We start from the raw sequence: 18,814 nt of genomic DNA, 5'->3' as shown, positions 1-18,814 counted from the left end.
AACCTCCCAACGGAATGTATCGTTCCGTTCCGCGCGGGAATGTCGATGACATTCGGCAGCGGCGCCGTCCGCTGTTCTCGCCTTCTGCTGCGGCAGCGGGTGGTCGGCCGGGTTTCCTTCGATGTACGCCGCCCCAGGGCCCGGCCCGCACCCTCCCGGAAGGCGAACCCCCTCGCCCGGCAGCGAGACCCGCCTGTCTCGCCGGCCGGTTGCGCAGGGGCGGGTCATGGCTCTCCACCGAGAACCCGGCGCGGCGGCATCGACTCCCCCGGGTTCTGCAGCGCACTGACCGACTTCGCCGCCACCTCGCACTCCACCGGACGGTGCCCGCATCAGCAAGGCGGCTCCGACAGCGCCACAAAGGCCGGGGTCCGGTGAAGACCGGGTCATTCCTAAATCATTCATCCCGGATCAGTGTCGTCGGGGGTTACAAAGCTCGCGGAGGAGCTCCGACCAGCGGCTTGACAGATAGCAGCCTCGGCCAGGTGCGACAGGAGGGCGAGGCCGACGGTCAGGTGCGGGCCTTTGGAGGGGCACCCTGCCGGTTCTGGATGTGGACCGCACGCACCTGGAAAGCAGCTCAGAAGCGATGGCGCGGGCGCGCTTGACCTCGGGTGGGGCTCTGGCCAGGATGCGGGGAGGCATCGGATGAAGAGGGCGATTCGAGGAGTCACAGCGTGGCGCTGGCGATCGAGCGAGACCAGCGCACGATGCTTGCCCATCGCCAGAACTTCGTGGGGCGCTCGGTGTCATACGGCACCGTTGCCTGGGACTACCACGGCCGGACCTGGTTGGTCGAACGGCCCGAGGACGGAGAACCAGCCCGTCACTGCCGTGTCGAGTGTTCGGTGTGCGGGAAAACGCTGACCTACGCCGTGCACAGCCTCGCGGCCACGCGGCGAAGGCGTGCCCGCCGCTGGTTCGCGGCCCTTGCCTGCCTGATCGCCACAGTACCCCTGTTCGGTCTGATCGCGCTGGACCCGAGCAGTCTCCTCGTGCTGTCGGTCGCGTTCGGCGGCGGAAGCCTGACGTTCGTCACTGGCTGGTGCCTGGCGTTCGTCGCCGGCGGCGAAACCGGTCTCGTCGGCCACGGGTCCGCCCTGCCCGGCTACGCCAAGCACAAGCTGTTCGTCCCAAACGCCGAGGACGGCCGCTGGATGTAGCGGGGCGGGCGCCGGACAGCCCTCAGCGGCGGCGGATCGCCCCGATCGCGAAGGCGCCGATGAACGCCGCGATGGGCAGCACCATCAGCAGCGCCAAGGGGTGGAGCATCATGGCGACGAAGGCGTTGGTGTCGGCCCTGGTGTACATGCCCGTGGCCAGCGCGATGAGGAAGAGCACGGTTCCTGTCGCGGGAGTAAGACCACCGCCCGCCCATTCCTGCGATAGCCAACCGTTAGGTATCAGCACGAACTCAGCACGGGGCTGGGTAAACAACGGGAAACGATCGGGTTCGACGGGCACTCGGGGATGGTGGCCGCAGGCCGCGGTCCGCCGCCCATCGGCGGGGCGGGGTCGTGATGGCGGAGCCGCTGACCTGCGGGGACGCTAGCGGACGGGGAGGCCGGTTACGGTGCGGCCTATGACGAGGCGCTGGATTTCTGAGGTGCCTTCGAAGATCGTGAAGATCTTGGCGTCCCGGTGCATCCGCTCGACCGGGTACTCGCGGGTGTAGCCGTTGCCGCCGAGGATCTGGATGGCCTCCTCGGTGACGTTCACCGCCATCTCGCTGGCCATGAGCTTGGCCATCGAGCCCTCGGCGTTGTCGAAGTCCTTGCCGGTGCGCGCCATCCACGCGGCCCGCCACACCATCAGGCGGGCGGCGTCGAGCCGGCACTTCATGTCGGCGAGCTTGAACGCGATGGCCTGGAAGTCGCCGATCCTCTTGCCGAACTGCTCGCGTTCCCGCGCGTACTGCAGGGCGTAGTCGTAGGCGGCGCGGCCGACGCCGAGCGCCATCGCGCCGACCGACGGGCGGGTGGTCTCGAACGTCTTCATCGCGGCCTGGCCCTTGGCGCGCTTGCCGGCGCGGGTCCGCGCGATGCGCTCGTCGAACTTGTCCTTGCCGCCGACGATCAGGTGGCTCGGGATGCGCACGTCCTCCAGGATCACCTCGGCGGTGTGCGAGGCGCGGATGCCGTGCTTCTTGAACTTCTGGCCCTGACGCAGCCCCGGGGTGTTCGGCGGGACGATGAAGCTGCCCTGGCCGCGGCTGCCGAGGTCGGGGTGCACGGACGCCACGATGATGTGGACGTCGGCGATGCCGCCGTTGGTGGCCCAGGTCTTGGTGCCGTTCAGCACCCACTCGTCCTTCGCCTCGTCGTAGACGGCGCGGGCGCGGATGGCGCCGACGTCGCTGCCGGCGTCGGGCTCGGAGGCGCAGAACGCGCCGAGCTTGACGTCGTCGGGGGTGCCGAACATCTGCGGCACCCACTCGGCGACCTGGTCCTGGGTGCCGACGGCGGCGACGGACGCGGCGGCGAGACCGGTGCCGACGATGGAGAGCCCGATGCCCGCGTCGCCCCAGAAGATCTCCTCGAAGGCCACCGGGATGCCGAGCCCGGTCGGCTCCAGCCACTGGGTGGCGAAGAAGTCGAGTGAGTAGAGGCCGACCTTGGACGCCTCCTGGACCAGCGGCCAGGGCGTCTCCTCGCGTTCGTCCCACTCCTCGGCCGCGGGACGGATGACGTCCCTGGCGAACTCGTGCACCCAGTCCCTGACCTGGCGAACGTCCTCACTGGGCTCCAGCGAGAACGGTGTCGGCTCCGCGCTCGTCATGATTAATAGACCCTCTCTCCAATATCGCTGTTACCAACGGTAGCACCATCTGGGGTTACCGTGGGTAACACCGTGGCGGGAGTCACAGCGAGGGGTCCGCGCTACCTGCGGCCGGGCGAGAACGACCGCGCGGCGGCGTAGCCGGGGACCTCGATCATCGGGGGCCGCTCCCCCACCGCGACGTCGGTGGTCCGGGCGTCGTGCCCGTCCGTTCCGCGGCGGAACCGGGTCAGCGCGGTCGCCGGGGCCTCCAGCGGCATCATCCGGCCGTGCCGCTCCAGCCGCGACCAGGCGGTCAGCATGATCTGGCCCGACATCGCGCCGAGCGCCTCGGTCGACTGGTGCGCGTGCACCCGCCGGCCGAGATCGACCTGCGCGATCGCGTCCAGCCCGGAGTCCTGGTAGACGTCCAGCAGCAGGCCGAGCTCCACGCCGTAGCCGGTGACGAACGGCAGCCGCTCCAGCAGCGCGCGGCGTCCCGCGTACTCGCCGCCGAGCGGCTGCATGACGCCGGCGAGCATCGGCCAGTGCAGGTTGATCAGCGGGCGCGCGACCAGCTCGGTCACCCGGCCCCCGCCGCCCTCGACGCGCCGCTCCCCCTCGACCAGCGGGCGGTCGTAGCAGCCCTTGACGTAGCCGACGGACGGGTCGGTCAGCAGCGGCCCGAGCAGACCGGTCACATAGGACGAGGCGAACTCGCGCAGGTCGGCGTCGACGAACACGATCAGGTCGCCGGACGTCGCGGCCAGGGACTTCCACAGCGCCTCGCCCTTGCCGGACATGCGGCCCTGCCCGGGGAGGACGGCGTCCTGGGCGACCACCTCGGCGCCCGCCGCGGCGGCCACGGCGGCGGTCCGGTCGCCGGAGCGGGAGTCGACCACCACGATCTCGTCCACCAGCGGGATCCGCTCGACCAGGTCGGTGCGGATGGCCGCCACGATGGCGCCGACCGTCGCCTCCTCGTCGCGCGCGGGCAGCACGACGCTGATCCGGGCGTCGCCCTTGGCGGCGAGCAGCGAGCGCGGCGGCCAGTCCTCCGCCGCGCTCGTGCGGCGGCGCAACCACGAAGCGACCTCCGGCAGCACGCGCTCTCCCCTCCGTGCGGACCGTCCCGGACGGGCGTCCGGACGAGACGTCCCGGACCGGGCGTCCCCCTCACCTATAGGAACGCCAGATCCTCCCAGATCATTCACCGTTGGCACGGGACAGGGCGGACCGACCCGAAGAGTTAACACGAGCACAACACGCCGGTCATTCGGCGGCGTACTTGTCCAGGAACTCGTAAACGTCGGCGTCGTCGACGCCGGGGAACGCTCCGGGCGGGAGCACGGACAGGACGTGCGAGTGCGCGCGGGCGGACGGCCAGGCCATCCCCTCCCACCGGTCCGACAGCGCCTTCGGGGGCCGCTGGCAGCAGTCGCCGTCCGGGCAGGACGACTTGCGGCGCCGGGTCGTCTCCCGGCCGCGGAACCAGCGCGAGTCCTCGAACCGGACGCCCAGCGTGATCGCGAAGTCGCGCTCATGGCTGGGGTCGATGTGGGACAGGCACCAGTACGTGCCCTTCGGGGTGTCGGTGTACTGGTAGTAGACCGAGAAGCGGTCCTCGGCGCCGAACACGTGCCGCCCGGCCCATTCGCGGCACATCCGCTGACCCTCGATCGCGCCGTCCTCGTCCTGGGGGAACGCGAGGCCGTCGTTGGCGTACGCCTTGTAGATGGTGCCGTTCTCGTCGTTCTTGGTGAAGTGGAGCTGCAGGTCCAGATGGTGGGTCGCGACGTTGGTGAAGCGGTGCGCGGCCATCTCGTAGGAGACGGAGAAGACGTCCGCGAGGTCCTCCACCGACAGCTCCCGCGCCGCCTTCGCCTCCTGCAGGAACGGGACGACGCTGCGCTCGGGCATCAGGATCGCGGCGCCGAAGTAGTTGGCCTCGACGCGCTGGCGCAGGAAGTCGGCGAAGTCGCGGGGCTGGTCGTGGTCGAGCGCGATGTGCCCGAGGGTCTGCAGCAGGATCGTCCGCGGCGTGTGCATGCCGAGCTGCTCGCGCTCCAGGTAGATCCGCCGGTTGCGCAGGTCGGTGATGGACCGGACGGAGCGCGGCAGGTCCTGGACGTACTGCAGGCTGAAGCCGAAGTGGCCGACGAGCGTCATCAGCAGCCCCTGCGACACGGCGCCGCGCCGGTAGCCGACGGAGTCGAGGGTCTGCGAGGCGATCGACTCGATGTCGGCGAAGTGGTTGCCGCGCTCGTGCATCTGGCGGCGCAGCTCGGCGTTGGCCTTGCGCGCCTCCTCGGGGCTCGCGGTCGGCTTGGTCCGGCTGCGCTTCAGCTCCCCGTACAGCGCGAGGATGTGCTCGATCACCTCGTTCGGCATCCGCTTGCCGACCTTGAGGTGCGACAGCCCGAGCGTCCGGTAGAGCGGGTCGCGCTGCGCCTCCTCCAGCTGGATCTCCAGCTGGGCGCGGCGGCTGGGCGGCTGGCGCCGCAGCAGTTCCTCCACCGGGCACTCCAGCGCGGCGGCGAGGGCCTGCAGCAGCGACAGCTTGGGCTCGCGCCGGCCGTTCTCCAGCAGGGACAGCTGGGACGGGGCGCGGCCGACGCGCTCGCCGAGCTCCGACAGCGTCATGCCGCGGCCGCGCCGCAGATGGCGGAGCCGCTGCCCGAAGGTCACGAGATCTACGTCACTCGTCAAGTTGAGGGGTTCTTCTGGCCGCAAGGTCGTCACGGCTTCATGGTACCGGAAATTTCGCAGTTCTTCTGTTACCAGCGAGTTCATTAAGGGGTTGCGGCCGGGGCATAGTCGAGCCAAGCACCCAGGGGACGACACGGAAGGGCGAGACGATGAGCGATAGTCGCCTCAAGGGCGCAGCCGAAGAGCTGCAGCGACAGTGGGAGACCGACCCGCGCTGGAAGGGCATCGAGCGGACCTACACGGCCGAGGACGTCGTGCGGATCCGCGGTTCGGTCCAGGAGGAGCACACCCTCGCGCGCCTCGGCGCCGAGCGCCTGTGGAAGCTCCTGCACGAGGAGGACTACGTCCACTCCCTCGGTGCGCTGACCGGGCTGCAGGCCGTCCAGCAGGTGAAGGCCGGCCTCAAGGCCATCTACCTGTCCGGCTGGCAGGTCGCGGCCGACGCCAACCTGGCGGGCCAGACCTACCCGGACCAGAGCATCTACCCGGCGAACTCGGTCCCGGCCGTCGTCCGCCGGATCAACAACGCGCTGCTGCGCGCCGACCAGGTCCAGTGGGCCGAGGGCCAGGGCGACACGCACTTCCTCGCCCCGATCGTGGCCGACGCCGAGGCCGGCTTCGGCGGCGTGCTGAACGCATTCGAGCTGATGAAGGGCATGATCGCCGCGGGTGCCGCGGGCGTGCACTGGGAGGACCAGCTGGCCTCCGAGAAGAAGTGCGGCCACCTCGGCGGCAAGGTCCTCATCCCGACCTCGCAGCACATCAAGACCCTCAACACCGCCCGCCTCGCCGCGGACATCTCCAACGTGCCGTCCCTGATCATCGCGCGGACCGACGCCGAGGCCGCGACACTGATCACGACGGACGTGGACGAGCGCGACCGCGAGTTCATCACCGGCGAGCGCACCGCCGAGGGCTTCTACCGGGTCCGCAACGGCATCGAGCCCTGCATCGCCCGCGCCAAGGCCTACGCGCCGCACTCCGACCTGATCTGGATGGAGACCGGCACCCCGGACCTGGAGCTGGCCCGCAAGTTCGCCGAGGCCGTCAAGTCCGAGTACCCGGACCAGATGCTGGCCTACAACTGCTCGCCCTCCTTCAACTGGAAGGCGCACCTGGACGACGCGACCATCGCCAAGTTCCAGCGCGAGCTCGGCCACATGGGCTTCAAGTTCCAGTTCATCACCCTGGCCGGTTTCCACGCGCTCAACTACGGCATGTTCGACCTGGCCCACGGCTACGCCCGCGACGGCATGACCGCCTACGTCGACCTGCAGGAGCGCGAGTTCGCGGCGGCCGAGAAGGGCTTCACCGCGGTCAAGCACCAGCGCGAGGCCGGCACCGGCTACTTCGACATGGTCAGCACAGCGATCAGCCCGGACTCGTCCACCACGGCGCTGAAGGGTTCGACGGAAGAGGGCCAGTTCCACTGAGCCACCCCCACCTTCCGGTCTGATCCCCCGGACCCCGGAGGCCCCCGCGTCCCTACACCCGCGGGGGCCTTCTGGCGTCCGCACGCACCCCGCCCTCCCCCATTCCGCCTCACTCATCAAGCCCACCTCCCGTCAAGGCCGCCCATGGACCCGGGCCCCGGCATCTCCGCCGGGGTGCGGGTTCTGTGCGAAATTACGTGGTGAGGCGGCGACCACGTACTTAGGCTCTCGGCAAGTGGGCGTTCTTCCATGGGTGTGGTGGTACGGCTTCCGCCGCCACACGGCGTATCCGCTCGGTTCCCTCACAGAGTCGCTGACCAACACCGCCTTCGGCTTCATGCGCGCGTATGTTCTTATCGCGCTCTGGGAGGCGCGTCCCTCGCTCGGCGGGTACGACGAGGCCGACGCCGTCACCTTCTGCTTCATCACCCAGGCGCTGATCGGCCCCGTCCAGATCTTCGGCGGGCTGGACCTCACCGAACGCATCCGCAACGGCGACGTGGCGATCGACCTGCACCGGCCGGCCGGGCTGCAGGGCTGGTGGCTGGCCGACGACCTCGGCCGCGCGGCCGCCTCGCTGGTGCTGCGCGCCGGTCCGCCGCTGCTGGCCGGGGCGCTGGTCTTCCCGTTCCGCTGGCCGGGGCCGGCGGGCCTCGCCGCGTTCGCTGTCGCCCTTCCCCTGGCCGCGACGGTGGGCTTCGGGCTGCGCTACCTGGTCGCGATGGGGATGTTCTGGCTGCACGACGACCGCGGCCTGCACGCCGTCATGCTGGTGATGTCGCTGTTCTTCTCCGGGATGATCCTGCCGCTGGTCGTGTTCCCCGGAGCGCTCGGCACGGTCGCGCGGGCGCTGCCGTGGTCGGCGCAGATCCAGGTGCCCGCGGACGTGTTCCTCGGCCGCCACACCGGTACCGGGCTGATCGGCGCACTCGGCTTCCAGGCGGTATGGGCGGCCGTGCTGCTCGGGGCCGGCGCGCTGCTGACGCGGGCGGCGCGGCGGAAGCTGGTGGTGCACGGTGGGTGACACGCCGGCCGGCGCCGTGCGCATGTACGGGCTGCTCGCCTGGACGTGGATGCGGGCGGCGGCGCAGTACCCGGTGTCGATGGTGCTGCTGGCGCTCGCCACGGCGGTCGTCACCGGGCTGGACGCCGCCGCGATCGGGCTGCTGTTCTCGCGCGCCCCGCGCATCGCCGGGTTCGGCGTCTCGGAGGTCCTGTTCCTGTACGGGACGTCGGCGCTGTCGTTCGGGGTCTCCGACATCGTGCTCGGCACCACCGAGCGGCTCGGCCAGCATGTGCGGCAGGGGACGCTGGACGCGATGCTGGTGCGTCCGGTGAGCCCGCTCGTCCAGGTCGCGACGGAGGACTTCTCGCCGCGGCGCTTCGGCAAGCTCGTCCCCGCGGTGGCGGTGCTGGCGTTCGCGCTGAGCCGGCTGGAGGTGGCCTGGACGCCGGGCCGGGCGGCGATGATCCCGGTCATGGTGCTGTCCGGGACGGTGATCTTCGCGGCGCTGTGGGTGCTGGCGGGCGCGGTGCAGTTCGTGCTGATCGACAGCCACGGCGCGAGCAAGTCCGTCACCTACGGGGGCGCGTTCCTGACGCAGTACCCCATGACCATGTTCGGGCGGGACTTCGTCCGCGGGGTGACGTTCGTCGTGCCGCTGGCGTTCGTCAACTGGCAGCCCGCGCTGTACGTCCTCGACCGTCCCGATCCGCTCGGGCTGCCGGACGCGGCGCGGTTCGCGTCCCCGGCGGTGGCGGCCGTGCTGTGCGCGGTCGCGGCGCTGGCGTGGCGGGCGGGGATGCGGCGCTACCGATCGACGGGGAGCTGATGCCGGGTGCCGATGATCGAGGCCGGGAACATCGTCAAGTCCTTCACCGTCCGGAAACGGGCGGGCGTCCTGCGGCGGTCGCGCACGACCCTGCGCGCGGTGGACGGGGTGTCGTTCACCGTCGAGCCGGGCGAGTTCGTCGGCTACCTCGGCCCGAACGGCGCGGGGAAGTCCACGACGATCAAGATGCTGACCGGCATCCTCACCGCGTCGTCCGGCGAGCTGCGGGTGTGCGGGCTGGACCCGTCGCGGCGGCGCACGTCGCTCGCGCGCCGGATCGGGGTCGTGTTCGGGCAGCGGACGACGCTGTGGTGGGACCTGCCGCTGCGCGACAGCCTGGCGCTCGTCCGGCGGCTCTACCGGGTCGAGGCGGCCGCGCACCGGGTGCGGCTCGCCGAGCTGACCGCGCTGCTGGAGCTGGAGCCGTTCCTGGACATCCCGGTCCGCCAGCTCAGCCTCGGCCAGCGGATGCGCGGCGACCTGGCCGCGGCCCTCCTGCACGATCCCGAGCTGCTCGTGCTGGACGAGCCGACGATCGGACTGGACGTGGTGAGCAAGGCGACCGTCCGCGACTTCCTGGAGCGCGTCAACGCCGAGCGGGGCACGACGATCCTGCTGACCACGCACGATCTCGGCGACATCGAGCGGCTCTGCCGCCGCGTCATGATCATCGACCATGGCCGGCTGGCCTACGACGGCGGGCTGGACGAGCTGCGCCGGACCGTGGACGCCGACCGGCTGCTGGTCGTCGAGCTGGCGCGGCCGGGCCCGCCGATCAGGCTGAACGGGATCGAGGCGGAGCGGGTGGAGGGGCCGCGGCAGTGGCTGCGGCTGCCGAATGCGGTGAACGCGGCGGCGGCCGTGGCAGAACTGGCGCGGAGCCACGAGATCCGCGACATCTCGCTGCGGGAGGCCGGCATCGAGGACGTCCTCGCCGGCCTCTACCGGGGCGAGCACGAGTACCGGCCCCCGGGCCGCCCGGTCGCGCCCTAGGCCGGGTTCCGGGGAGTCAGGGCCCGTTTCCCGAGGGCCGGCGTTCCATGGCGGAGTAGAAGTCCATGTCGGCGGTGTCCTCGTCGCGCCGGGAACTCCAGCGGCGCGGTGCCCATGTCGGCATCAGCAGCGCGACGCCCATCATGCCGAACACGCCGGAGCCGAGCAGCATGCGCAGCCCGAAGTCCATGTCGCCGGCCGGCGGCACCTCGCCCGGCAGGTCGAGGACGCGGTCCGGGTCGATCAGGAAGTAGGCCGAGAAGCCGAGCAGCGCCAGCGCCGGGATGAGCGAGACCAGCGGCGACGCCCACCGGGCGACGATGATCACTCCCATCACCAGGCCCACGGCGGCCAGGAGGGCGAACGCCCCGTAGATGCGGGTGCGATCGGTGATCTCCTGCCCGGTGCCGTCGAAGGACTGGCCGGCCTGGACGTATCCCCAGGCGGCGCCGTACACCAGCGCGGGTGTCAGCAGGACGCCGAGGACGAAGCCGAACGCATGGCGCACCGCGCATCACATCCATTCGCACGCGCCCACCGGGCGCGGGAGGTTCCGTAGCGCCTCAATCAGAACATGCACATCGGGCATAGCGCAGTAAATCCGTGCCGATGACCGGGAGTCGCGATCTTCCGGCGAGGGCACGGTCCGGGCCGCCGGCCATCGCTTGGTTGTTTTGTGGTGATTCGTTTTGAACGCCTTTCTGCGGGCATCGGCGTTCCATTCGATCCGACGCACGTTGGAGGAAACAATGTCGACCGCGATATGGGTCGTCATCGCCGTTGCCGTCGTCGCCGCGCTGATCGCGGCCGTGTACCTGGCCCGGAGCGTGGCCCGGACGCGGCGGCTCAGGCGGCGGTTCGGCCCCGAATACGACCGGGCCCTGGAGAGCGAGGGCGGCCGCGCGGCCGCCGAGCGGGAGCTGCGCTCCCGCGAGCAGCGGCACGACGAGCTCGAACTGCGCGACCTCGACCCACGGCGGCGCGAGCAGTACCGCGAGCAGTGGGTCCGCGTTCAGGAGCGCTTCGTCGACACCCCGGAGGCGGCGGTCGAGCAGGCCGACGGCCTCGTCACCGTGGTGATGGGCGAGCGCGGCTACCCGACGCACGGCTTCGAGGACAAGGTCGCCCACCTGTCGGTGGACCACGGCCGCACGATGGACCACTACCGGAGCGCCCACGCGATCAGCGGCCGGGCGGCGAACAGGGAGGCCTCCACCGAGGACCTGCGGCAGGCCATGGTGCACTACCGGGCCCTGTTCGACGAGCTGCTGTCCGCCCCCGGCGAGGAGGCGCCCGCCGGCGAGACGGGCCCCGCCGCGCCCGCGGCGGCCGCCGGGCAGGCCGGAGACCGCGACGACCGGGCCCCGAGGAGCTGACCCCGATGGAGCACAGGCGACCCGGCGACAGGACGCCGGGCACCGACGGCGGGCTCAGCGCCGACGAGCGCGCCCGGGCCGCCGGGACGGCCGACCGGGGCGTGGCCGGCGACACCCACGTCGCCGGGCCCGCACCGGGCCCCCCGGCCATGGACCCGCCCGTCCCCGACACCGCACCCGACCCGATCCCCGCGGTGGGCGGTGACCGCGGGGAGGCCGCCACCGCCTTCCCGAACCCGTCCCCCGCCGGGACCCCGAAGACCCCGGCAACACCGGGAACACCCGGAACACCGGGAACACCGGCGAAGCTGCTCGATCCGGCGGAGTCCGAGCGGTTCAGGGAACGCTGGCGCGAGGTGCAGTCCGCGTTCGTCGACGATCCCGGCCGGTCCGTGCGCAAGGCGGACGACCTCGCGTCCGAGGCCGTCGACGCCCTCGGGCACGCGATCGCCGAGCACCGGCGGGCGCTCTCCGAAGAGCTGAAGAACCAGGAGCGCGCCGACACCGAGCGGCTCCGGCTGGCGCTGCGCGGCTACCGGGACCTCCTGGACCGCATCTTCGCCGCCTGAGCGACGGCGAGCCGCCTGAGCGACGGCGATGGGCGCCCCCGCCTCTCGCGGGGGCGCCCATCGCCGTCCGGCATCAGCCGTCCAGGAACTCGTACACCGCTTCGCGGCCCTGCGTGCCGCGCTCCCGGTTCTGGATGGAGTGCGCGGCGCCCTCCACCGGCCGGGCTCATCGTGCGGGCTTCTCGTCGCGCGGGCCGTCTCGTCAAAACGGGCGGCGAGGGTGAATACTGAATGCCGTTCGGTAACCCCGTGAGCGGAGGATCAACGGTGTCCGAGAAGTTCTCCATGACCATCGACGGCCAGGCGGTGGACGCGCCCGCGACCTTCGGCGTGATCGATCCGGCGACAGGCGAGGTGGCCGAGCAGGCGCCCGACGCCTCCCGGGAGCAGCTGGACGCGGCGATGGCGTCGGCGCGGGCCGCCTACGCGGAGTGGCGCGGCGACGAGTCCGCGCGGCGCAAGGCGCTGCTGGCGGCGGCCGACCTCATGTTCGCCAAGTCGGAGGAGATCGGCCGCATCCTGACCCTGGAGCAGGGCAAGCCGCTGTCCGACGCGACCATGGAGGTCGTCGGGGCCGGTGTGTGGCTGAAGTACTTCGCCGACCTCGAACTGCCCCGCGAGGTCATCCAGGACGACGCCAACGCGCTCGTCGAGGTCGTCCGGCGCCCGATGGGCGTCGTCGCGGCGATCACCCCGTGGAACTACCCGCTGCTCCTCGCGATCTGGAAGCTCGCCCCGGCGCTGCTCGCGGGCAACACGATGGTGCTCAAGCCGTCCCCGTTCACCCCGCTGTCCAGCCTCAAGCTCGGTGAGGTGCTCCGGGACGTCCTGCCGCCCGGGGTGCTGAACGTCGTCACCGGCGGCGACGAGCTCGGCGCCTGGATGACCTCGCACGACGTCCCACGCAAGATCAGCTTCACCGGCAGCGTCGCCACCGGCAAGCGGGTCGCCGCGGCCGCGGCGCCCGACCTCAAGCGCGTCACGCTGGAGCTCGGCGGCAACGACCCGGCGATCGTGCTGGACGACGCCGACCCGGCCGCCATCGCCGACAGGGTCTTCGGCGGCGCGTTCCAGAACAACGGCCAGGTCTGCTCGGCGATCAAGCGCGTGTACGTCCCGGACGCCCTCTACGGCGACGTGGTGGACGCCCTCGCCGAGCGGGCGAAGGCGGCGAAGGTCGGCAACGGCATGGAGGAGGGCGTCCAGTACGGGCCGATCAACAACAGGGCGCAGTTCGAGCGGGTGAGCGAGCTGGTCGCCGACGCGCTCGCGGGCGGCGCCCGCGCGGCGGCGGGCGGCGGGCCCATCGACGGGCCGGGCTACTTCTTCGAGCCCACGATCCTCGCCGACATCGAGGACGGCGCCCGGATCGTGGACGAGGAGCAGTTCGGCCCCGCGCTGCCGATCGTCAGGTACACCGACGTCGAGGAGGCCCTCGCCCGCGCCAACGGCACCCACTTCGGGCTGTCCGGCTCGGTGTGGGGCGCCGACGCCGACCGGGCCGCCGAGATCGCCGGGCGGCTGGAGTGCGGCACCGCCTGGGTCAACACGCACCTGGCGCTCGCCCCGAACCAGCCGTTCGGCGGGTTCAAGTGGAGCGGCATCGGCGTCGAGAACGGCCCGTGGGGCCTGTACGGGTTCACCGAGATGCAGGTCGTCCACCGCTCCAAGCACTGAGCGGCCCACGCGGACGGGGCCCGGCGGCGAGAGGCCGGGCCCCTACCCCGTTCCGCCGCGTACGGCATCTGCGAGAGGTCACGACTTCGAGGCCGGAAAGTGACATGGCCACTACTGGCGGTCGGCCACCGGAATGGCACACTTTCTGGGGCGGGGGTCGTGACCGCACCGCCGACCGTGGAGGCCCGGATGCAGACCTGGGACGTCATGCGCCAGGACGACATTGGCAACACGTTCCACGTGGCCACGCACGACTCGCGGATCTCGGCGCTCGCCCAGGTCCTGGTCTTCGAGAGCGGCGTCCGGCACAGGCAGACGTACTGGGTCGAGGGCCCGCCGGGGCCCGCCGTCCGGACCAACCGCGACCTGTACCTGGTGTTCCTGGAGCTCGGGCAGGAGGCCAGGGCGGCGTCGTGGTCGCTGTCGGGGTTCCTGCGGGCGCTCTGGAAGGTCAGCGCCCCGCTCGGCGACCGGCCGCGGCTGGAACCCGACGACGTGGCGGCGATGTTCGCCGCGGCGTCCACCACCCCGCCCGCCGGCTTCGACCCGGCGTGGAGCGTCAAGGACCTCTCCCTGCCCGGCGACGAGCCGGACGGGTACGCCGACTGGGAGCGCGTGCTGCTCTCCCAGATCGCCGACCTGGAGGACTTCCTCACCGCTCCCCCGGGCCCGCAGGCCAGGTTCGGCGTGGACGCGCCCCGCCCGCCCGGCTCCGGCGCCCGCGCCACCCCGGCCCGCTGGTACAACTTCGACCCCGCGACCTACCTGGAATGCGCCGTCGCGGGCAGCCTCGGCGGCTGGGACGCCGCCGACGGCGCCCGCGTCCCGCTGCCCACCGGGCCCGGGGAGCCGCCGGCCCGCTCCTACGTCCGCACGATCACCACGATGACGTGGGACGACCTGGCCCGCATCGCGGTGTGCGGCCAGATGTACGAGTAGCCGGATCCGTCGGTCCCGTCTGGTAGGACTGGGAGCATGAGCGACAGGTCGGTCCAGTTCAGCGACCGGGACGGCTGGTGGCTGGCGCGGGCGCGGCCGCATCCCGCGCTGCGCCCGTTCCTGCGCTCCTACGACGGCTACTGGGAGACCGCCGCCGTCCCGACCCGGATGCGCACCCTCCCGACCCGCACCACCATCGTGATCATCAACCTGGGGCCGCCGCTGTACCTGATGGTCCCCGACTCCGGCGTCCGCGGGCGCGAGTACGGGTCGTTCGTCGCCGGGATGCACGACGGGCACGGCATGTACGTCAGCCCCGGCGGGCAGCGCGGCATCCAGCTCGACGTGACCCCGCTCGGCGCGTACACGCTGTTCGGCGTGCCGATGGCCCGGCTCACCAACGCCGCCGCCGACCTGCCCGACCTGCTCGGCCGCGGCGCGCACACGCTCGTCGAGCGGCTCGCCGCCGCCGCGTCCTGGGGTGAGCGGTTCGACATCGTCGACGGCTTCCTGCTGCGCCGCCTGGAGATCGGTCCCGTGCCCGACCCGGAGGTCACCCGGACGTGGCGGCTGCTGAACGGCGACCCCACGGTGACCGTCGCCGACATCGCCGCCGACGTCGGCTGGAGCCGCAAGCATCTGACGAACCGGTTCCGTGAGCAGGCCGGCCTGCCGCCCAAGGTGATGGGGCGGGTGCTGCGCTTCCGGCGCGCCGTCGAGCTGCTGACAGGCGGCACCGGGTTCGCGGAGGCCGCGCTGGCCTGCGGCTACTACGACCAGGCCCACCTCAACCGCGAATTCCGCGCGCTCTCGGGGTGCACCCCCACCGAGCTCATCGGCGGGCAGCTGGAACAGCAGCGCGTCACCACCCTCGCCGAGCCCGCCTGACCGGCGCCGGGGGGTGGACGCGGCCCCCGGGCGGGGTGACGATCGGGACATGCCGCGCCTGATCCTGCTCGGTACCGGACTGGCCCGCTCGTCGCGGCACGCCCCGGCCGGGCTGCTGGTCGAGTACGGGCACGCGCACGTCGGGCTGGACGGAGGCCCCGGGTCCGAGCCGCCGGAGATCTCGCGGGCATGGCTCGTCCGCGACGAGCACGGCCCGCTCCAGCCCGCCCTCGGCCGGATCGCCCGCGAGTGCGGCATGCCCGAGCCGGTCCGCGCGCCGTTCCGGTACGGGACGCTGCACATCGAGCCGCTGCCGGTCCCGCATCCCGGCGGTGCGATGCACGGCTACCGGATCGCCGCCGGGCACCGGGTGTGCGTGTGGGCGCCGGAGTTCTCCGAGCCGCCCGGCTGGGCGCGGGGCGCCGACCTCATGTTCGCCGGCGGACCGCCCGGCGGACCGGCGCTGGAGGCGACGGCGCGGGCGGTGCGGCGGCTCGGCGTGTCCCGGCTCGTCCTCGTCCGGCCCCCGCCGGGGGGACGCGGCGAGCCGCCGCCGTTCGGCGAATGGGGCGTCGAGGGCGCCGTCTACCGGATGTGACCCCCGTGGCGCACTCCGCCGCCGAGCGTCACCGGCCCTCCCCGTGCTCTGCGGCGACCGCCTCGAAGACCTTCATGTCGGCCTCGAACCGCGTTCCGGGACGCGGCCAGTGCAGCGCGATCTCGGTGATGCCGAGCTCGGCGTAGCGGCCCGCGAGGTCGGCGAACGAGCCGGGCGATTCCAGCCATGGCTCCCCGCTGAACCCCGTCATCAGGATGCGGTCGTCGATCGTGCGGCCCTCGGCCTCGCAGGCCGCGTCGAGCGCCGCCAGCCGGGAGCGGACGATGTCCTGCGGGGCCCTGCCCCCGGCGTTCGCGCTCGTGACCCATCCTGTGCCGTACTTCGCGGCCACATGCATCCCTCGGGGCCCGTCCCCGGCGATCACGAGCGGCACCCGCGGACGCTGGACGCAGCCCGGCTCCGTGACGACCTCGCGGGCGGTGTAGTACGTCCCCTCGAACGTCGTCTCCGGTCCGCGCAGCAGCAGGTCGAGCAGCTCGACCCACTCGGCGAAGCGGGAGGCGCGCTCGTGCGGCGTCCACGCGTCCCCGCCGAGCACGCCGGCGTCGGAGGCGCGGCGGGTGCCGCCCGACCCGATGCCGATCGACACCCGTCCGCCGCTCACATGGTCGATCGTCTTGATCGCGTGCGCGGTGGGGACGGGATGGCGGAAGTTCGGCGAGGTGACCAGCGTGCCGAGCCGCACCCGGGAGGTGACCGCGGCGGCCGCGGCCAGCGTCGTGTAGGCGTCGTACCAGGGCGTCTCGCCGCGCCACGCGAGATGGTCGTACACCCAGGCGTGCCGGAACCCCAGGTCCTCGGCGCGCCGCCACAGGTCCCCGGCCTCAGGCCAGGACCGCATCGGCCACATCACGGTGCCGATCGTCGGTGTGCTCGTCACCGGTCCCTCCGCTCTCCCGTACGGTCCGGGACGTCCCCCAGACGGATCACGACCCCCAAATAGATCACGACCGGGCCCGCGCGAGCCAGCGGTGCAGCGCCCACCACCAGTTCGCGGCGCGGGACACCGCGGCCCCCGACGACGGGTCCAGCAGCGGGCGCCCGGTCAGCTCCTGCAGGCGCCGGATCCGGTACTTGACCGTGTTGCCGTGGACGTGCAGCGCGGCGGCCGTCGGCTCGATCCGCCCGCCGTGGTCGAGGTAGGCGAGCCCGGTCTCGGCCAGCTCGACGTGGAACGGGTCGTCGGCGTCGAGACCGCCGGGCAGCACGGCGGCGAGCAGCCCGCCGAGCTCCGGCTCCGCGTCGGTGGCGGTGAGCAGCGCGAGGTCGGTGAGCTCCCGCATCCCGGTGAGCCCGGCGGAGGCGCCGGCGCGCAGCGCCCGCCGCCCCAGCGCGTACATCGGCGCGATGGCGGCGGGACGGGCGGGCGGCGCGGCCACCAGCAGCGGACCGGCCGACCTGCTGATCACGCCCTGCGGATCCGGGAGCCGCGCGACCAGCGCCGCGAGCCTCCCGTCGACCAGCCCGCACAGCCCCGGCCCTCCGGCGAGAAGCTCCGCCTCCAGCCGCGCCGCCACCGCCGGGTCGCTGACGTCGGAGACCACGCAGTGGTAGTCGCCGGACGGGTCGAGCGGGGCGAGCACGGGAACGGACTCGCCGTGCAGGAGCTGCCGGAGCATCTGCACGCGGCCCTCCCGCACGGTGCGGGCCATCTCCAGCTCCGCGACCCGGTGCGCGTGGACCATCCGGTGGACGAGCGCGGTCGTGATCTCGTCGATGCGGGTGACGCCGTCGAGCAGCACGGCGTCCGGCACGCCGGTCCGGCGGCCGTCGGCGATGAGCGTCCGGACGAGGTGGGCGCGGCCCGCCTGGAAGCCGTCCAGGAACGCCGCGACCGGCACGCCCTGCCGCGCCCGGTCGGAGCCGAGCCGCTCCGCCGCGGCCAGGACGTCCTCGCCGGGCCCGCCGCTCCGCACCGCGGTGAGCACGCCCCGCACGAGCGCGCGGGTGTGCCGGCGGGTCTCCTCCTCGGGCAGCGCGGCCACCAGCTCCGACTTGCTCCGGGCGGCGCGCACGGTCGACTCGATCACCGCCGGGTCGTCGGTGTGATCGGACAGCAGCCGCAGGAACCGGTCGCCCGCGCTGGTGTTCATCCCCCCATTCTGCGCCCTCGTTGTCCCGGACGGACAACCCGCCCCGCGGCGGTTGGACGGCCCCGATCTAGCCGGACGGCCGGCGATGGTGTTCGGTGGTGCCAGACGATTGCGAGGAGTGCACCGATGTCCGATGGCGACGAGTTCCTGGAGAAGCTGCCGACCGACCTGATCTTCCGGCTGCCGCCCTCGTTCGACGACGTCGAGGACGAGCGCCGGCACCGCAAGGAGCGCCTGGCCGCCGCGCTGCGCATCTTCGGCAGGTTCGGGTTCGAGGAGGGCGTGGCCGGCCACGTCACCGCCCGCGACCCGGAGCGCACCGACCACTTCTGGGTCAACCCGTTCGGCATGTCGTTCAAGCACATCAAGGTCAGCGACCTCATCCTGGTGAACCACCAGGGCCAGGTCGTCGAGGGCCGCTACCCCGTCAACGAGGCGGCGTTCGCGATCCACTCGCAGGTGCACCAGGCCCGGCCGGACGTCGTGGCCGCCGCGCACAGCCACTCCACGTACGGGCGGGCGATCTCCGCGCTCGGCCGGAAGCTGGAGCCGATCACGCAGGACGTCTGCGCGTTCTACCAGGACCACGGGCTGTTCGACGACTACACCGGCGTCGTCACCGACCTGGAGGAGGGCAAGCGCATCGCCGCCGCCCTCGGCGACACCAAGGCCGTCATCCTCCGCAACCACGGCCTGCTCACCGTCGGCGACACCGTGGACGCCGCCGCCTGGTGGTTCATCACCATGGAACGCTCGTGCCAGGTGCAGCTCCTCGCCAAGGCCGCCGGGGAGGTCGTCCCCATCGAACACGACAACGCCGTGGTGACCCACGAGCAGATCGGCAACGACCTGGTCGGCTGGATCAACTACCAGCCCCTCTACGACCAGATCACCCGGGAGCAGCCCGACCTGTTCGAGTAGGCCGCGGA

The 18,814-nt window shown here is 72.2% G+C and carries 19 protein-coding genes; 12 read left to right on the top strand and 7 right to left on the bottom strand.

Annotated elements, in window-relative coordinates; all coding sequences use genetic code 11:
- Positions 1-677: 677 nt before the first annotated feature.
- A complete protein-coding gene (locus ACTWPP_RS19540; protein WP_443105719.1) occupies positions 678-1,163 on the top strand; it encodes a hypothetical protein in 486 nt (161 codons plus the stop codon).
- 22 nt (positions 1,164-1,185) lie between these two features.
- Here the strand turns inward: ACTWPP_RS19540 and ACTWPP_RS19535 are convergent, their stop codons facing one another.
- From ACTWPP_RS19535 to ACTWPP_RS19520, 4 genes are all read right to left on the bottom strand, one after another.
- On the bottom strand, positions 1,186-1,464 hold the full coding sequence (locus ACTWPP_RS19535; RefSeq protein WP_443105718.1) for a hypothetical protein: 279 nt from the start codon (positions 1,462-1,464) through the stop codon (positions 1,186-1,188).
- Positions 1,465-1,548: 84 nt separating this feature from the next.
- On the bottom strand, positions 1,549-2,778 hold the full coding sequence (locus ACTWPP_RS19530) for an acyl-CoA dehydrogenase family protein (RefSeq protein ID WP_443105717.1): 1,230 nt from the start codon (positions 2,776-2,778) through the stop codon (positions 1,549-1,551).
- A gap of 101 nt (positions 2,779-2,879) precedes the next feature.
- Positions 2,880-3,863 (bottom strand): glucosyl-3-phosphoglycerate synthase, encoded by a 984-nt coding sequence (locus tag ACTWPP_RS19525; protein ID WP_443105716.1) that lies wholly within the window; start codon positions 3,861-3,863, stop codon positions 2,880-2,882.
- A gap of 166 nt (positions 3,864-4,029) precedes the next feature.
- The gene (locus tag ACTWPP_RS19520; RefSeq protein ID WP_443105715.1) at positions 4,030-5,466 is read right to left on the bottom strand and encodes a helix-turn-helix domain-containing protein; all 1,437 of its coding nucleotides are present in this window, start codon (positions 5,464-5,466) and stop codon (positions 4,030-4,032) included.
- Positions 5,467-5,615: 149 nt separating this feature from the next.
- On the opposite strand from ACTWPP_RS19520, the gene aceA reads away from it, so the two are divergent.
- The 4 genes from aceA to ACTWPP_RS19500 all read left to right on the top strand — a co-directional run bounded on the left by aceA (position 5,616) and on the right by ACTWPP_RS19500 (position 9,724).
- Positions 5,616-6,899, top strand: coding sequence for an isocitrate lyase (gene aceA / locus ACTWPP_RS19515; protein WP_443105714.1), 1,284 nt, complete (start codon positions 5,616-5,618; stop codon positions 6,897-6,899).
- Positions 6,900-7,134: 235 nt separating this feature from the next.
- On the top strand, positions 7,135-7,923 hold the full coding sequence (locus tag ACTWPP_RS19510) for an ABC transporter permease (RefSeq protein ID WP_443105713.1): 789 nt from the start codon (positions 7,135-7,137) through the stop codon (positions 7,921-7,923).
- A gap of 22 nt (positions 7,924-7,945) precedes the next feature.
- Positions 7,946-8,731: an ABC transporter permease gene (locus ACTWPP_RS19505; protein ID WP_443105981.1), complete on the top strand. Its 786-nt coding sequence runs from the start codon at positions 7,946-7,948 to the stop codon at positions 8,729-8,731.
- 12 nt (positions 8,732-8,743) lie between these two features.
- Positions 8,744-9,724: an ABC transporter ATP-binding protein gene (locus tag ACTWPP_RS19500; protein ID WP_443105980.1), complete on the top strand. Its 981-nt coding sequence runs from the start codon at positions 8,744-8,746 to the stop codon at positions 9,722-9,724.
- Between the two features lie 16 nt (positions 9,725-9,740).
- Here the strand turns inward: ACTWPP_RS19500 and ACTWPP_RS19495 are convergent, their stop codons facing one another.
- Entirely contained in the window at positions 9,741-10,232 is a 492-nt protein-coding gene (locus ACTWPP_RS19495) for a hypothetical protein (RefSeq protein WP_443105712.1), read from the bottom strand.
- A 241-nt stretch (positions 10,233-10,473) separates the two neighbouring features.
- Between ACTWPP_RS19495 and ACTWPP_RS19490 the strand changes: the two genes are divergently transcribed.
- The 6 genes from ACTWPP_RS19490 (at position 10,474) to ACTWPP_RS19465 (ending at position 15,771) form a co-directional block, all read left to right on the top strand.
- Positions 10,474-11,100, top strand: a complete 627-nt coding sequence (locus ACTWPP_RS19490; RefSeq protein WP_443105711.1) for a hypothetical protein — start codon at positions 10,474-10,476, stop codon at positions 11,098-11,100.
- Positions 11,101-11,105: 5 nt separating this feature from the next.
- Positions 11,106-11,669, top strand: coding sequence for a hypothetical protein (locus ACTWPP_RS19485; RefSeq protein ID WP_443105710.1), 564 nt, complete (start codon positions 11,106-11,108; stop codon positions 11,667-11,669).
- Between the two features lie 267 nt (positions 11,670-11,936).
- Complete coding sequence (locus ACTWPP_RS19480; RefSeq protein ID WP_443105709.1) at positions 11,937-13,346, top strand: aldehyde dehydrogenase family protein; 1,410 nt, start codon at positions 11,937-11,939, stop codon at positions 13,344-13,346.
- Positions 13,347-13,505: 159 nt separating this feature from the next.
- The gene (locus ACTWPP_RS19475) at positions 13,506-14,285 is read left to right on the top strand and encodes a hypothetical protein (protein ID WP_443105708.1); all 780 of its coding nucleotides are present in this window, start codon (positions 13,506-13,508) and stop codon (positions 14,283-14,285) included.
- A gap of 36 nt (positions 14,286-14,321) precedes the next feature.
- Positions 14,322-15,173 carry a helix-turn-helix domain-containing protein gene (locus ACTWPP_RS19470; RefSeq protein ID WP_443105707.1) on the top strand — a complete coding sequence of 284 codons (852 nt, stop codon included), beginning with the start codon at positions 14,322-14,324 and terminating at the stop codon, positions 15,171-15,173.
- Between the two features lie 49 nt (positions 15,174-15,222).
- Positions 15,223-15,771, top strand: coding sequence for a hypothetical protein (locus ACTWPP_RS19465; RefSeq protein WP_443105706.1), 549 nt, complete (start codon positions 15,223-15,225; stop codon positions 15,769-15,771).
- A gap of 28 nt (positions 15,772-15,799) precedes the next feature.
- Here ACTWPP_RS19465 and ACTWPP_RS19460 read toward each other — a convergent pair whose 3' ends face one another.
- Both ACTWPP_RS19460 and ACTWPP_RS19455 read right to left on the bottom strand, forming a co-directional pair.
- The gene (locus tag ACTWPP_RS19460; RefSeq protein ID WP_443105705.1) at positions 15,800-16,672 is read right to left on the bottom strand and encodes an LLM class flavin-dependent oxidoreductase; all 873 of its coding nucleotides are present in this window, start codon (positions 16,670-16,672) and stop codon (positions 15,800-15,802) included.
- Between the two features lie 64 nt (positions 16,673-16,736).
- Positions 16,737-17,885 (bottom strand): PucR family transcriptional regulator, encoded by a 1,149-nt coding sequence (locus tag ACTWPP_RS19455; protein ID WP_443105704.1) that lies wholly within the window; start codon positions 17,883-17,885, stop codon positions 16,737-16,739.
- A 126-nt stretch (positions 17,886-18,011) separates the two neighbouring features.
- On the opposite strand from ACTWPP_RS19455, the gene ACTWPP_RS19450 reads away from it, so the two are divergent.
- Complete coding sequence (locus ACTWPP_RS19450; protein ID WP_443105703.1) at positions 18,012-18,806, top strand: class II aldolase/adducin family protein; 795 nt, start codon at positions 18,012-18,014, stop codon at positions 18,804-18,806.
- Positions 18,807-18,814: the final 8 nt, after the last annotated feature.

Origin of the sequence: Actinomadura sp. 3N407 (genome assembly GCF_052245875.1) — a bacterium.
Taxonomy (GTDB): Bacteria; Actinomycetota; Actinomycetes; order Streptosporangiales; family Streptosporangiaceae; genus Spirillospora.
The sequence above is the reverse complement of the archived record's forward strand: the minus strand, read 5'-3'. Positions and strand labels throughout refer to the sequence as shown.

Excerpts from the sequence above, each read along its gene's own strand:
- ACTWPP_RS19490 (WP_443105711.1), top strand. The coding sequence starts at position 10,474 with ATGTCGACCGCGATATGGGTCGTCATCGCCGTTGCCGTCGTCGCCGCG.
- ACTWPP_RS19470 (WP_443105707.1), top strand. The coding sequence starts at position 14,322 with ATGAGCGACAGGTCGGTCCAGTTCAGCGACCGGGACGGCTGGTGGCTG.
- ACTWPP_RS19500 (WP_443105980.1), top strand. The coding sequence starts at position 8,744 with ATGATCGAGGCCGGGAACATCGTCAAGTCCTTCACCGTCCGGAAACGG.
- ACTWPP_RS19530 (WP_443105717.1), bottom strand. The coding sequence starts at position 2,778 with ATGACGAGCGCGGAGCCGACACCGTTCTCGCTGGAGCCCAGTGAGGAC.
- ACTWPP_RS19465 (WP_443105706.1), top strand. The coding sequence starts at position 15,223 with ATGCCGCGCCTGATCCTGCTCGGTACCGGACTGGCCCGCTCGTCGCGG.
- ACTWPP_RS19455 (WP_443105704.1), bottom strand. The coding sequence starts at position 17,885 with ATGAACACCAGCGCGGGCGACCGGTTCCTGCGGCTGCTGTCCGATCAC.
- ACTWPP_RS19485 (WP_443105710.1), top strand. The coding sequence starts at position 11,106 with ATGGAGCACAGGCGACCCGGCGACAGGACGCCGGGCACCGACGGCGGG.
- ACTWPP_RS19450 (WP_443105703.1), top strand. The coding sequence starts at position 18,012 with ATGTCCGATGGCGACGAGTTCCTGGAGAAGCTGCCGACCGACCTGATC.
- aceA (WP_443105714.1), top strand. The coding sequence starts at position 5,616 with ATGAGCGATAGTCGCCTCAAGGGCGCAGCCGAAGAGCTGCAGCGACAG.
- ACTWPP_RS19505 (WP_443105981.1), top strand. The coding sequence starts at position 7,946 with ATGTACGGGCTGCTCGCCTGGACGTGGATGCGGGCGGCGGCGCAGTAC.